Origin of the sequence: uncultured Acidovorax sp., assembly GCF_964021665.1 — a bacterium.
Taxonomy (GTDB): domain Bacteria; phylum Pseudomonadota; class Gammaproteobacteria; order Burkholderiales; family Burkholderiaceae_C; genus Acidovorax; species Acidovorax temperans.
Map to the genome: position 1 here is coordinate 42,715 of NZ_CAXIAK010000016.1, position 13,286 is coordinate 56,000.

The 13,286-nt window shown below is 65.0% G+C and carries 9 protein-coding genes and 1 pseudogene; 7 read left to right on the forward strand and 3 right to left on the reverse strand.

Features of this window, described 5'->3' with window-relative positions; translation table 11 throughout:
* Positions 1-39: 39 nt before the first annotated feature.
* The gene (locus AADJ04_RS05700; protein ID WP_341239022.1) at positions 40-3,087 is read left to right on the forward strand and encodes a DNA methyltransferase; all 3,048 of its coding nucleotides are present in this window, start codon (positions 40-42) and stop codon (positions 3,085-3,087) included.
* 1 nt (position 3,088) lies between these two features.
* Entirely contained in the window at positions 3,089-3,352 is a 264-nt protein-coding gene (locus AADJ04_RS05705) for a hypothetical protein (RefSeq protein ID WP_341239023.1), read from the forward strand.
* 18 nt (positions 3,353-3,370) lie between these two features.
* Here AADJ04_RS05705 and AADJ04_RS05710 read toward each other — a convergent pair whose 3' ends face one another.
* Complete coding sequence (locus AADJ04_RS05710; protein ID WP_341239024.1) at positions 3,371-4,579, reverse strand: prolyl oligopeptidase family serine peptidase; 1,209 nt, start codon at positions 4,577-4,579, stop codon at positions 3,371-3,373.
* Positions 4,580-5,168: 589 nt separating this feature from the next.
* Here AADJ04_RS05710 and AADJ04_RS05715 point away from each other — a divergent pair.
* The 3 genes from AADJ04_RS05715 to AADJ04_RS05725 all read left to right on the forward strand — a co-directional run bounded on the left by AADJ04_RS05715 (position 5,169) and on the right by AADJ04_RS05725 (position 9,228).
* Complete coding sequence (locus tag AADJ04_RS05715; RefSeq protein ID WP_207374302.1) at positions 5,169-5,996, forward strand: proteasome-type protease; 828 nt, start codon at positions 5,169-5,171, stop codon at positions 5,994-5,996.
* Positions 5,997-6,034: 38 nt separating this feature from the next.
* Entirely contained in the window at positions 6,035-6,874 is an 840-nt protein-coding gene (locus AADJ04_RS05720) for an alpha/beta hydrolase (RefSeq protein ID WP_207374303.1), read from the forward strand.
* Between the two features lie 545 nt (positions 6,875-7,419).
* A complete protein-coding gene (locus tag AADJ04_RS05725) occupies positions 7,420-9,228 on the forward strand; it encodes a diguanylate cyclase (protein WP_341239025.1) in 1,809 nt (602 codons plus the stop codon).
* A gap of 52 nt (positions 9,229-9,280) precedes the next feature.
* On the opposite strand, the gene AADJ04_RS05730 is transcribed toward AADJ04_RS05725, so the two are convergent.
* Both AADJ04_RS05730 and AADJ04_RS05735 read right to left on the reverse strand, forming a co-directional pair.
* Positions 9,281-9,934: a MipA/OmpV family protein gene (locus AADJ04_RS05730; RefSeq protein ID WP_278187137.1), complete on the reverse strand. Its 654-nt coding sequence runs from the start codon at positions 9,932-9,934 to the stop codon at positions 9,281-9,283.
* A gap of 278 nt (positions 9,935-10,212) precedes the next feature.
* Positions 10,213-11,037 carry an undecaprenyl-diphosphate phosphatase gene (locus tag AADJ04_RS05735; protein ID WP_207374304.1) on the reverse strand — a complete coding sequence of 275 codons (825 nt, stop codon included), beginning with the start codon at positions 11,035-11,037 and terminating at the stop codon, positions 10,213-10,215.
* A 377-nt stretch (positions 11,038-11,414) separates the two neighbouring features.
* On the opposite strand from AADJ04_RS05735, the pseudogene AADJ04_RS05740 reads away from it, so the two are divergent.
* Together AADJ04_RS05740 and AADJ04_RS05745 are read left to right on the forward strand one after the other, a co-directional pair.
* Positions 11,415-11,738: pseudogene (locus tag AADJ04_RS05740) on the forward strand (LytTR family DNA-binding domain-containing protein); the annotation flags it as partial.
* Between the two features lie 147 nt (positions 11,739-11,885).
* Positions 11,886-13,154, forward strand: a complete 1,269-nt coding sequence (locus AADJ04_RS05745; protein ID WP_341239026.1) for a putative Na+/H+ antiporter — start codon at positions 11,886-11,888, stop codon at positions 13,152-13,154.
* Positions 13,155-13,286 lie beyond the last annotated feature (132 nt).

Sequence of the window (13,286 nt, forward strand, 5' to 3'; positions counted from 1 at the left end):
CGTCCCACCTGCACCTCAGCGGACTCACCACCCTATTCCATGACCCCTCAAGACTTCATCGCCAAATGGGGCGCGCCCGGTGGCGTGCCCGGCCCGGCCTACGCACTCAATGAAGAGCAAGGCGCGCAAAGCCACTTTCTGGACCTGTGCGAACTGCTTGGTGTGCCCAAGCCCGGCAGTTCCGAGGGCTACCGGTTTGAAGAAAAGAGTACCGTCATCGGCGGCAAGACGGGTTATGCCGACGTTTTCATGCGTGGCGTGTTTGCGTGGGAGAACAAGGCTCCGGGCAAAAACCTCGACACCGCGCTCAAGCAGCTGCTCACCTACAGCCTGGCGCTCTCCAACCCGCCCATTCTGGTGGTGTCTGACCGGCTCACGATTCGCATCCACACCCAGTTCACCGGCCACCCCAGTGCCACGCACGAGGTGCGCATTGCCGAGATGGACCAGCCAGCCAACCTGGCCCTGCTGCGCCGCATATGGACCGCGCCCGAGAGCTTCAAACCCCAGCAAACCAACCGCGACATCACCGAGGCCGCCGCCCGCAGCTTTGCCGCCCTGGCAGAAGGTTTGCGCCAGCGCGGCGCCACGCCCGGTGAAAACACCGCCAGCCAGCAACAGCGCGCCAACCAGGTGGCGCACTTTCTCACGCAGTGCCTGTTCTGCTTTTTTGCGGAAGACGTGGGCCTACTGCCTGGTCGCATGTTCGAGCGTCTGGTGAACAACAAACAAGCCACGCCCGAGCGACTGACGCAGGGCCTCACGCAGCTCTTTGGCACCATGCAAAACGGTGGCCTGTATGGCGTGGACGATATTCCCTGGTTCAACGGCGGGCTGTTTCAGACCATTGCCGTGCCGCCCCTCTCCGCGCCCGACCTGACCGAGCTGCGCCGCGCCGCCGACCTGAACTGGAGCGCCATCGACGTCTCCATCTTCGGCACCCTGTTCGAGCGCGGGCTCGACCCCGCCAAACGCAGCCAACTGGGCGCGCACTACACCGACCCGGCCACCATCGAGCGCCTGATCGACCCTGTCATCCGCCGCCCATTGCTACAAAAATGGGAGCTTATAGCGCAGCAGATACAAGCGCTGGCGGCCAAAATCGCCAAAAAAGGTGACAGGCACTACCGCGCAGCCCACGCGCTGTTCATCACCTGGCTCGATGAGCTGAAAAACTACCGCGCCCTTGACCCGGCCTGCGGCAGCGGCAACTTTCTGTACCTCGCGCTCAAGTGCCTAAAGGATGTGGAACACCACAGCCACCTGCAGGCCGCCGAACTGGGCCTGGACCGCGAGGCCGACCTGGTGACCGGCCCGCACAACGTGCTGGGCATCGAGCTGAACGAATACGCCGCCGAACTGGCCCGCGTGACCGTGTGGATCGGCGAACTGCAATGGCGCCTGGCGCACGGCTACGAGTTCAAGACCAACCCCGTGCTCGACACCCTGGAGCACATTGAGTGCCGCGATGCGCTGCTGGCCGAGGGCGGCGGCGAGGCCGCGTGGCCTGCGGCGGATGTGGTGGTGGGGAATCCGCCGTTTTTGGGGGACAAGAAAATGCGCGCCGAACTGGGCGATGCCTACACCACCCAACTGCGCAGCACCTACGAGGGCCGCGTGCCCGGCGGCGCCGACCTGGTGTGCTATTGGTTTGACAAGGCCCGTGCACAGATAGCGGCTGGGGCTTTGCAGCGCGCCGGGCTGGTGGCCACCAACTCCATTCGGGGCGGTGCCAACCGCAAGGTGCTCGATGCCATCTGCGCACAAACGCGCATCTTCGACGCCTGGAGCGACGAGCCGTGGGTGAACGACGGTGCAGCGGTGCGAGTCTCGCTGGTGGCTTTTGGCTCCGCCGAACAGTCAGCATTGCTTGACGACACCCCCGTGTCGGTGATCTACAGCGACCTGCATGCCGCAGGCGAGCACGCCAACGACCTCTCCACCGCGCAACGCTTGCGCACCAATGCAGGCGTGAGTTTTCAAGGCCCGGTGTTGGTGGGCGATTTCGAGGTGGCAGCAGAGACAGCACGACAGTGGCTGCAAACGCCCAACCCACATGGACGCTCCAACGCTGATGTGGTTCGCCCTCTGACCAATGGCAAAGACATCACCGCACGCTCCCGCGGCATGTGGGTTGTCGATTTCAGCGCCATGCCGCAAGCGGATGCCAGTTTGTATGAAATGCCCTTTGAGCACGTTCAACAGCATGTCAAACCCATGCGCGATTCCAACCGCGATGAATCCAGGAAGCAGCGCTGGTGGCTGCATGGACGACTGGGCACCGAATGGCGTGGAGCAACAAAGAACGTACCTCGGTACATCGCCACTACCCGCGTTGCAAAGCACCGAACCTTTGTTTGGTTTCCAAGCATTTCGTGGATTTCAGATGCCGTGGTTGGGATCGCCCGCGCCGACGACACCACCTTCGGCATCCTGCACAGCCGCTTCCACGAACTCTGGTCGCTGCGCATGTGTACATGGCTGGGCGTCGGCAACGACCCGCGCTACACCCCCACCACCTGCTTCGAAACCTTCCCCTTCCCCGCAGGCCTCACCCCGGCAGACACGGCGCACCAGCGCACCGAGGCGGTGGAAGGCGGCGCGCTGATTCCGGCCGACCTTCCAGATACTTTGTCGGACGCCTTGCCCACAGAGGACTTCAAGCCAAATCAGCCTCTAGCGCCCGTCCATCAAGCGCCAGCAGCTATCAAAACCATACCACCCCGCCAGGCGGCCACCGCGATTGCCCAGGCCGCCCAGCGCCTGAACACCCTGCGCCAGGCCTGGCTGAACCCGCCCGAGTGGACGCACACCGTGCCCGAGGTGGTACCGCTGGGTCTGAGCGCATCGCCCTACCCCGACCGCATCGTGCCCAAGCCGGGGTTCGAAAAAGAGCTGGCCAAACGCACGCTGACCAACCTCTATAACCTGCGGCCCGCCTGGCTGGCCGCTGCGCACGCGCAACTGGACGCCGCCGTGGCAGCGGCCTACGGCTGGGCCGACTACACGGCGAACATGCCCGATGATGAAATCCTGCGCCGCCTCCTGGCGCTGAACCTGCAACGCAGCACCTCTGAAGGAGCCTGACATGCACCTCATCCCTGCGACACCCGAGGAAGTGGGAGACGGCGAGGACCGCCTGGTGGATGTGCACAACCCCGTGGTGCCGCAGTCCATCCGCACCCGGGTGCTGGCCATGGCGCAGCCGGGCGACCAGCTGTGGCGCTGTCCCCGCCTGTCGGCACCACGCGGGGTGCTGGGCATTCTGGGTGTAGGCCAGCGGGATGTGGTGATCGAGTGGTGGCTGCTGGACGCGCAGGGTGAACTGATCGAGGCGTTCTGGGAGGTCTGATCAGAGCGGTGACTGGATCTACAAATCCTGCGCCACCGGCGCCAGCTGCCCCAGCATGAAGGTGATGAACGGCGGCACACAGGGCAGGTGCCCGGCCACCGGTTGTGCGCGGCATTCAGTCAGGCTGACCAGATCGCCCGCGCCGCGACTTTGCATCGCGCGCACGGTGCTGACCGAGCTGGCGTAGGGCACGGTGCGGTCATCGCGGCCGTGGTACAGGCGCACAGGTACGTTCGGTTTGTAGTCGTAGGCGCTGCTGACTTCTTCGAGATAGCGCACATCGTCGGCCAGAAAGCGGTCGATAAACCGGGTGTCGTAGACCACGTCCGCATCGTCCGGAATCAGCGCGCGCAGCAACAGCCGGCGCACCTCGCGCTGCACGCTGCCGCCCAGGTAGCGCAGGAAGCCCGGGTTGATGAGTGCGCCGATCACCGGCTGTTCTTGCCGCACCAGGTCCACCAGGCCATCCATGGTGGTCTGCACGTTGTAAGGCCCCGCGCCCGGCACCACCATGCGCAGCTGTTGCAGGTGGGGCGATGCGCTTGCTTGCAGCGCGCGGTGTGTGGCCATGGTGACGTAGCCGCCTTCGGAGTAGCCGGTCAGAAAGAGCTGCCCGTTGTCCGCCACGTTGGCCTGGCTGCGCCAGGTGCGGGTGGCGGTCAGAAAATCCACCGTGGCGGCTGCGGACGGCGCCGCCAGCAGGTAGGGGTGGGGCGTGCCCTTGGAAGCGCCAAAGCCCACGTAGTCGGGCGCCAGCACGATATAGCCCAGCGATGCGAGCACCACCGCCACCTCGGACGCCACCGCGTTGTTGCTGGGCGCCTCGGCATCGCGAAAGAGGGTGCCATGCTGGTAACTGAGCACCGGGCTTTTGGCACCCGCTGGCTTTTGCGGCACGCTGACCAGCCCCGAGGCGCGCACCTCTTTGCCGTCGGCATCGGTGGTGAGGTATTCGATCCGGTACGAGGTGACGCTGTAGCGCGGCACCACGTCCTGGGCCAGCGACTCCTTGGCGGCCAGCGCTGCAGCGATATCAGCGGCCGGCACGGTGCCGAGCAAGGCGGCGGATTCGAGCTGGCCGGAACGCGCCGGTGCGGGAGGTGGCTCTGGAGGGTTGCCGCCATCGCCGGGGTCTTGCGCGCTGCCCCCGCCACAGGCCGCCAGCAATGCCACCAAGGCCAGCGCGCAGGCGCGGCGGGTCCCAGACAAAATCAGTGGGTTCAACACGGCAAGGCCCCTCCAGGTGAAGCGGCGGATGATAGGAGCGACGGGCACACACTGCCTGGCACGTAAGCAATAGCCCTTTACCCCCGGGGCGGCAGTGGCCTTGGCTGTCGCCGGAACTTCGGGTGAACGCAAAAGGTTGGGACCTGCCAATTCTTTATTGATCCGGCACGGTTTATTGCAGAGTCCCGATGCCGTTCAACTTGAGCCCGTCGAGGGGCTTCGACACCTCAGCCCGAGCAAGGTTTACGAATAAAGCCTGCCGGATCAATAGTAAAAATGCCTGATTAGCGACTTGCCTCAGACGCCTTCTCTTCCCCACCCGTTCGGGCTGAGCCTGTCGAAGCCTTGCACGCACGCAGCAATCCCTGGCTTCGACGGGCTCAGCCCGAACGGATGCCGGGGTATCTGAGGCAAGTAGCTAATCAGGTAAAAATGGCCTCCAGTGCTTGTCCACCAAGCGTTGGTTGCTATCAATACAGGACACCGGCTACGGCACACGCAATTACTGGCCCGCACTCTGCACACGGGTGCCTTCCCACGCCGGACTAAACTCGCGGGTTCCTCTCTTACAACGACCCCCACTTCTGCCATGACGTACTGCGTCGCCATCAAACTCAATGCCGGGCTGGTGTTCCTGTCCGACTCCCGCACCAATGCGGGCCTGGACCAGATCAGCTCCTTCCGCAAGATGATGATCTACGAGAAGACGGGCGACCGGTTCATGGTGCTGCTGTCGGCGGGCAACCTGAGCATCTCGCAGTCGGTGCGCGAGATTTTGCAGACCACGCAGATCAAGGACCGCGACGACGCTGAAGGCATCACCATCTGGAATGCCAAGAGCATGTTCGACGCCGCCCGCGTGCTGGGCGCCGCCGTGCGCCATGTGCACGACCGCGATGGCGCAGCCCTCAAGCGCTCGGGCGTGGACTTCAACGTATCGCTGGTGTTTGGCGGCCAGATCAGGGGCGAGGGCATGCGCCTGTTCCAGGTCTACTCCGCAGGCAACTTCATCGAAGCGACTTCAGAGACGCCCTACTTCCAGGTCGGCGAATCCAAGTACGGCAAGCCCGTGCTCGACCGCGTGCTGACGCCCGACACCCCGCTGGACGAGGCCGCCAAGTGCGCGCTGGTGTCCATGGACAGCACGCTCAAGTCCAACCTGTCGGTGGGCCTGCCGCTGGACCTGGTGGTGTACGAGGCCGACCGCTTTGGCACCGACAAGGTGGTGTGCATCGACGAGAACAACCCTTATTTCCGCATGCTGCACGACAGCTGGGGCCAGAAGCTGCGCGAAGTGTTCGACAGCATTGAAGACCCGGCCTGGAACGGCGGCAGCACGCAGGCGCCCATCCTGACGACCACCCCGCGCAGCAAGCCGCTCAAGAAGATCACCACCCCCCAGGACAAGCTGATCTGACCGCCAGCCCCGGCTGACCTCACCAACCGCACCCCACCATGCCACGCCACGCCTCGCCTCACCTGCCCGTTGTCTTCTCGCACGCCAACAGCTTTCCAGCCGGCACCTACCGGCTGCTGTTCAAGTACCTGAAAGAACGCGGCATGGACGTGAGCGCCGTGGAACGCTTCGGCCACGAGCCCCAGTACCCGGTGACCAACAACTGGCCCCATCTGGTGCAGCAACTGGTGGACTTTACCCAGGCCCAGGTGCAACGCATTGGCGACCCGGTGTATCTGGTGGGGCATTCGCTGGGCGGATTCTTGAGCGTGATGGCTGCCGCACGCCACCCCGAACTGGCACGGGGCGTGGTGCTGATCGACTCGCCGCTGATCGGCGGCTGGCGCGCCAATGCCCTGGGCGTGGCCAAGCGCACGCAGGTGGTGGGCTCGCTCTCGCCCGGCAAGGTCAGCAGCCGCCGCCGCGAAAGCTGGGCCAGCAACGAAGAAGCCCTGGAGCACTTTCGCAAGAAAAAGGCATTTGCCCGCTGGCACCCCCAGGTGCTGCAGGACTACATCGAACACGGTCTGCAAGACCACGCAGGCAAACGGGTGCTGGCTTTTGACCGGGCGGTGGAGACCGCCATCTACAACACCCTGCCCCACAACCTGGGGCGCTTGCTCAGCACCCACCCCCTGCGCTGCCCTGTGGCTTTCATCGGCGGGCGCGATTCTGAAGAGATGCGTCAGGTGGGCATGGCCATGACGCAGCGGGTAACCCAGGGCCGCACCATGATGCTGGACGGCAGCCATCTCTTCCCCATGGAACAGCCCCTGGCCACTGCGGCTGCCATCGAGGCCTCGCTGCTGAACCTGCAGGCCGTCACCCAGGGCCGCTGAGCGGTAAGCCCCCGCCGCTTGGCGGGCGGGAGGCGACTAAGACCCCGGTGGTTACCCTCACCCGGGCCATCAAGCCTTTAGGGATGTCCTGCATAACTCCCTGCGGTCTGTGATAGCGCGGCCTCGGGCAGTCCGCTGCGTTGCTTTTCTTGCCAATAGCACGGCTATTGGCTGCCAAAAGCCGCCTTGCGGCCCATCCCGATCCGCACTACCACCGACTCGCGAGGGTTATGCAGGACATCCTTAGCAGAAGGCACCAGCACGCACGGAATTGTAAAAATTCATCATGCGTTGGGCCTGCGATACCCTACACCGGGTGCGCGTTACAAGGTGATACATCAATCATGCCGCCGTTTGCCGCCCGTCTTTTTGCTTCTTGCGCTCGGTTGCTCGCCGGGCGGAGGGTTCAGGGCGAGCAACCCATGAAATTCCTGTGGAGCCACCCGCGAGCCCTGTGGGTGGCAGAGGCTACGCCTGCGTGCTGGCACGCCGCTACGCACTGAGGCCATCCGTCCCACTTTCCCTCGCTCAAACAGTCTCAGCACGTGCAGATCTCGTTTCTTCAGCTGATCAGCCACTGGCTCACACGCCTGGGCCGGCGCACGGCCGCTGTGCGCTGGTGCATGGGTATGGCTGCTGTCTGGATGCTGTGGATGGTGCACCTCGGCCCGGTGCAGGCGGCAGGGCCGCTACTGCTGCGTGACGCTGACAACACAGTGGCCGCCTGGCCCGCCGTGCGGCTCCTGGTCGATGAGCAACTGACGCTGACCGCCGAAGAGGCGCTGGCCCGGCTGGACGAGTTTCAAAAGCCCACCAAAGATGCCACGCTGGGAGTGCGCAAGGATGCCGTTTGGCTGCACATCCCCCTGGCGGTGGACCCCGCATCCGACGGCAGGTGGCTGCTTGACATCAACCACCCCGACCTCAATCGCATTGATGTAATGCTGCTGCAAGGCGGAAAGGTGCTGCAACGCAGCGTGCTGGGCACAGAAGTGCCGCGGGCCCAGCGGCCCCTGCCCGGGCGCACGCCCGCGCAGGCGTTTCAGCTGGAAGCAGGCCAGAACTACGAATTCTTGCTGCGGGTGCAGACCCGGGGCGCGATGATTTTGCCCATCACGCTCAACACGCCCACCGGCATTCTGGACCGGGCCGTGAACGAGCAAATGCTGCAAGGTGTGTTGACCGGCCTGGCACTGTGCCTCATCTTCTACAGCATGGCGCAGTGGTACAGCCTGCGCGAGCCGCTGTTCATCCAGTACGCGCTGCTCACCAGTGGCAGCCTGCTCTATTCCTTGCACTTTTTTGGCGTGGGCCAGCAGTATCTGTGGGGCCACAGCCCCTGGTTGACGAGCCATGCCGTGGGGCTGGCATCGCTGATGGCCATCACGGGCAGCTTTTTGTTCATGAGCCAGGCCCTGGAGGGGCACAACCCGCAAAGCCGCTTCTTGCGCCGCATGCGGTTGGGCGCCTTGTTCACCGTGGGGCTGGGGGTGGCGTTTGCCCTTGACCTGATCTCGCTGAAGGGGTTGGCCGCCATCGTCAGCATCATGGGCCCGCTGCCCGCCCTGCTCTGCCTGCCTGGCGCCTGGCGGCGCGCACGCGCGGGCGACAGCATTGCCACCACATTGCTGATAGCGTGGTTTGTGTACGGCCTGGGCACGGCCGCCATCATCGGTGTGATCAACGGGGCGCTGCCCGTCAATTTCTGGACGCTGCATTCGTTCCAGATCTCTGCCACCCTCGACATGCTGCTGTTCATGCGCGTGCTGGGCTTGCGCACCAAAGAGCTGCACACCAAGGTGCAACACGCCAACCAGCAGCTCGATGCCATGCACTCGCTGGCCCACACCGACCCGCTGACCGGCCTGCCCAACCGCCGCGGCATGCAGATCGAACTGTCGTCAGCCCTCGCGCGCGCCACACATGAAAACCTGCTGGCGGTCTACGTGATGGATCTGGACGGTTTCAAGCCCGTCAACGACCAGCACGGGCACGACGTGGGCGACGAGCTGCTGGTGGCCGTGGCCCGCCGCCTGCAGGGCCACCTGCGCCAGTCGGATGTGATTGCCCGTCTGGGCGGCGACGAGTTTGTGGTGATGACGGGCGAATTGCAAAGCCCGGCACAGGCCCATGAGCTCGGACTGAAATTGCTCAGTGCGTTCGCATTGCCCTTCGCACTCGGCGGCATCCAGGTGCAGGTGGGGCTGACCATCGGTTACGCCCTCGCGCCCATCGACAGCCAGGACGGTGCCGGCCTCATCAAGCTGGCCGATGCTGCGATGTACAGCGGCAAGCAAAGCGGCAAGTTCTGTGTGCGCCGCAATACGGGCGACCTGGCCCTGTCATCGGCCTAGCTGTCCTCTGCGCGAATCAAGCGGCCAGCGTGTCTGGCCATGCCCGCACATCTCAACGGCAGCAGCGGTAAGCCAGCCCCACGGAGGCTGAATACCCCAAGGGTTTCACCGTGAGCGGGCTGCGCCGCGCATCGCCCTGCAACTGCGACACGCTAACCCCACCCACCGCCACCCAATGGCGGCTCAGGGCCACCATCACGTCCACGCCAGCATCCACCGAGTAAAGCCCGGCTTTCGGGTCGAACGCAGGCAGCGGGCTGGCAGAGCCTGCTGGCACGCCGAAATGGCTGCGCAGGTACTGCCGGTCGGCAAAGCCTGCCCCCACACCGAACGACACCCGCGTTTGCTGTGAATAGGGAACGCTGTAGCCCAGGTTGAGCGACATCAGGGCGCCACCGTCACGCCCCAGAATGTCTTGCGAAACCCCTGCGCCCACCGACCAGCGTGGGGTCAAGGCATAGCCGGTGCTGAGCCGCGCCCGCAGGGTGGAGCGCACATCGGGCAAGCCCCGGCGGCGTGGAGACTCCGAGCCGTCATCGCCCTGGTCTATGCGCAATGAGGCGCGCAGAGAAAACCGTTCGCTTTGCGCCAGCATCGCACTGGCGCCTGACTCTGATTGCGCAGTCAGCCCGTGTCCCATCAAGGCATTCCCGCGCGAGGAGCTGAGGCGAAAGCGCCCGTACTCGAGCGCCCAGGCAGGCCGCAGGCCGTAAGAGCGCTAGGCACCGCCCGCGTAGTCAGGGCTTGAGCTGACGATGGCTCCGAGCACGTAGTTGACACGGGGTTTGGGGGCTGGGGCCGCCGCCTCTGTGACCACAGCCCCGGATTCATCAGGAGCACCAGACGCCAGTGTGGACGCTGGTTCCAGCCCATGGGCCGAAGAGGTTGAGGAAGTCGCCTGACTGGCGACATCCTCGGCCAAAGCTGAGCCTGTGGCGCAGCAAACCAAGGCGGCTGTCACCGCCACCCCACCTCGCAGCATGTTCATTCGGCCCATTGCACCCACCCCAACCACGCCGTTGCCAGCACCACCACACCAAACACGATGCGGTAATAGGCAAACACCACAAAACTGTGCGTACTGATGTAGCGCAGCAGCCAGCGCACGCACAGCCAGGCGCTGATGAACGAGAACACCAGCCCGGTGAGGAACATCGGCGCATCGGCCAAGGAGAGCAGCGCTCGCTCTTTGTAGAGGCTGTACACACCCGCACCAATCAGTGTGGGGATCGCCAGGAAGAAGGAGAAGTCGGTGGCCGCCTTGCGCGACAACCCTAGCAGCATGCCTCCGATGATGGTGGCGCCACTGCGGCTGGTGCCCGGCACCATGGCCAGGCACTGCACCAGGCCCACCTTCAGGGCGTCGAGCGGGGTCATATCGTCGACCGACTGGATGCGCGTGGCCACCGGGGCGCGGCGCTCTGCCCACAAGATGATGAAACCGCCGACGATGAACGTGGTGGCCACCACCACGGGCGTGAACAGGTGTGCCTTGATGGCCTTGCCAAACAGCAGGCCCAGTACCACGGCGGGCACAAAACCGATCAACACATTCAGCGCAAAACGCTGGGCCTGCCGTTCAGTGGGCAGGGCCACCAGCGTGGCGCGAATCTTTTGCCAATACACCAGGATGACGGCAAAGATGGCACCGGTCTGGATGGCGATATCGAACACCTTGGCCTTGGCATCGTCAAAACCCAGCAGCGATCCCGCCAGAATCAGGTGGCCGGTGGACGAGATGGGAAGAAACTCGGTCAACCCCTCCACCACGCCCATGATGGCGGCCTTGACCAGCAAAACGATATCCACGCGCAATTCCTTCAGGCCCCACGGGCCAACCAAAGCGCAAATTATCGTCGCGCCGCATCTTGGTTTGGCGCAGCATCTATTCCCAGGCGATGCAGCAACTGCGCACCTCGCCCGAAGCGGACTGCACCTCGCGGTAAGCCGCCTGCATTTCGCGCCACAACCATGCAGTTCGTCGCAAAACGGTGGTGGCGGCGGGGGGACAGCGGCACAGTCACGTCCATCCCAGCCATGCCGCACAGATGAACGCCATGACCACCGCCCTGCCTGCCTTGTCGAACCTCAGCCCCGCTGTTGCCATCCACCTCACCGCCGCCGTGCTGGCCACCGCCCTGGGCCCGGTGGCCCTGTGGGCACGCCGCAGCCAGGTACAGCGCCCACGCCTCACCGTCATCCAGGCCAGCCACGGCAGCCAGATCCACATGGTGCCCGTGGGCGACGTGCTGTACTTTGAGGCCGCAGACAAGTACGTCCGCGTGCTCACGGCAAGTGCCGAATACCTCATCCGCACCCCGCTCAAAGAGCTGGCAGACCAGCTGGACCCGCAGGAATTCTGGCATGTGCACCGCAGCACCCTGGTGCGCGCCAGCGCCATCGCCACCGTGGTGCGCGACGAATTGGGCAAGCTGCACCTGAACCTGCACGGGCGCCCCGAGCGCCTGGCCGTGAGCCGCCTTTACGCACACCTGTTCAAGGCGATGTAGCGGTGCCGGGCACCACGGGCGCCCTTCTCCTACGCAGCTGCGCAAGTCCTGGCGGTTAAAATGCGCGCCGGGTGTCTGCGCAAATCGGCGCAACAGGTACAGCGATGGTCGGGCCGCCACGCGGCTTTTCTACGACCGCTGGCCTGCATGATCACACCCCTCATCCAATGGATTGCCGCTGCCCTTTTTGGCGTGGCGCTGCTGCACACCTTTTCCGTCAAATTCTTCGAGCGGCTCTCGCACCGCTACCCACGCCACGCCGGGCTGTTTCACCTGCTGGGCGAGGTCGAGGTGGTCTTTGGCTTCTGGGCCATGGTGCTCATCGTGGCCATGGCGCTGGCCGTGGGCGGCCCGCAGGCCCTGCAATACGCTGAATCGCGCAACTACACCGAGCCTCTGTTCGTCTTCGTGGTCATGGTCATTGCCGCATCGCGCCCAGTGCTGCGCACGGTGGTGGCCATCGTCCACACCCTTGCCAAGCTGGCGCCCGTACCCACCCCGCTGGCAACTGCCTGGCTGGGGCTGGCGGCTGTGCCGCTGCTCGGCTCGCTCATCACCGAACCCGCCGCCATGACCATTGCCGCTCTCATGCTGGCCCCGCAAATCTTCCGTGCAGGTGTGCCAGAGCGGCTCAAGTACCTGGCGCTGGGCGTGCTGTTCGTCAATGTGTCCATCGGCGGCACGCTCACCTCGTATGCCGCGCCCCCTGTGCTGATGGTGGCCGCCACCTGGGGCTGGGACAGCGCCTTCATGCTCACCACCTTTGGCTGGAAGGCCGCGCTGGCCGTGCTGGTAAACGCCACGGCATGTGCGCTGGCCCTGCGCCGCCACCTGCCCAGCGCCGAAGCCCTGCAGGCAGGGCAAGAAGCGGCTGACCAGCGCCCTGTGCCCGCCGCCGTGGCCGCAACGCACATTGCGCTGCTGGCGGGCGTGGTGCTGTTCGCGCACCACCCGGTGGTGTTTTTGGGCATCTTTCTGATGTTCCTGGGCTACACGCAGGCCTATGCACGCCACCAGAGCCCGCTCATCCTCAAAGAGGCACTGCTGGTGGGCTTCTTCCTGGCGGGGCTGGTGGTGCTGGGCGGCATGCAGCAATGGTGGCTGCAACCCATCGTCGCGGGGCTGGAGCCCCTGGCCCTGTTCGCAGGCGCCCTGGGCCTCACCGCCATCACGGACAACGCCGCACTCACCTACCTGGGCTCGCTCATTGAAGGCATCTCACCCGCCGCCCAATACGCGCTGGTGGCTGGGGCTGTGGCAGGCGGCGGCCTCACCGTGATTGCCAACGCGCCCAACCCTGCGGGTGTGGCGCTGCTGAAGAACGGCTTTGCCGACCAGACGATTGGGGCCGGCGGGCTGCTGCTGGGAGCGCTGGGGCCTACGGCCATGGCGGCGGCGGCGTTTTTGGTGTTGTGAAGGGGGCCGGTGGCTGACAGCGCTTGCCCTGCAGACTCAGCAGTCTGCAGCGCAAGCCCCCCGTGTCACCCGCCCTCCCCCTCCCACCGCCCCGCCGCCACGCGATGTCCGCGGCGGCGCCGCCGCCGGCCC

What these genes read in the sequence shown, in the direction of transcription:
- AADJ04_RS05700 (WP_341239022.1), top strand. Translation starts at nt 40, where the DNA reads ATGACCCCTCAAGACTTCATCGCCAAATGGGGCGCGCCCGGTGGCGTG.
- AADJ04_RS05705 (WP_341239023.1), top strand. Translation starts at nt 3,089, where the DNA reads ATGCACCTCATCCCTGCGACACCCGAGGAAGTGGGAGACGGCGAGGAC.
- AADJ04_RS05715 (WP_207374302.1), top strand. Translation starts at nt 5,169, where the DNA reads ATGACGTACTGCGTCGCCATCAAACTCAATGCCGGGCTGGTGTTCCTG.
- AADJ04_RS05720 (WP_207374303.1), top strand. Translation starts at nt 6,035, where the DNA reads ATGCCACGCCACGCCTCGCCTCACCTGCCCGTTGTCTTCTCGCACGCC.
- AADJ04_RS05745 (WP_341239026.1), top strand. Translation starts at nt 11,886, where the DNA reads ATGATCACACCCCTCATCCAATGGATTGCCGCTGCCCTTTTTGGCGTG.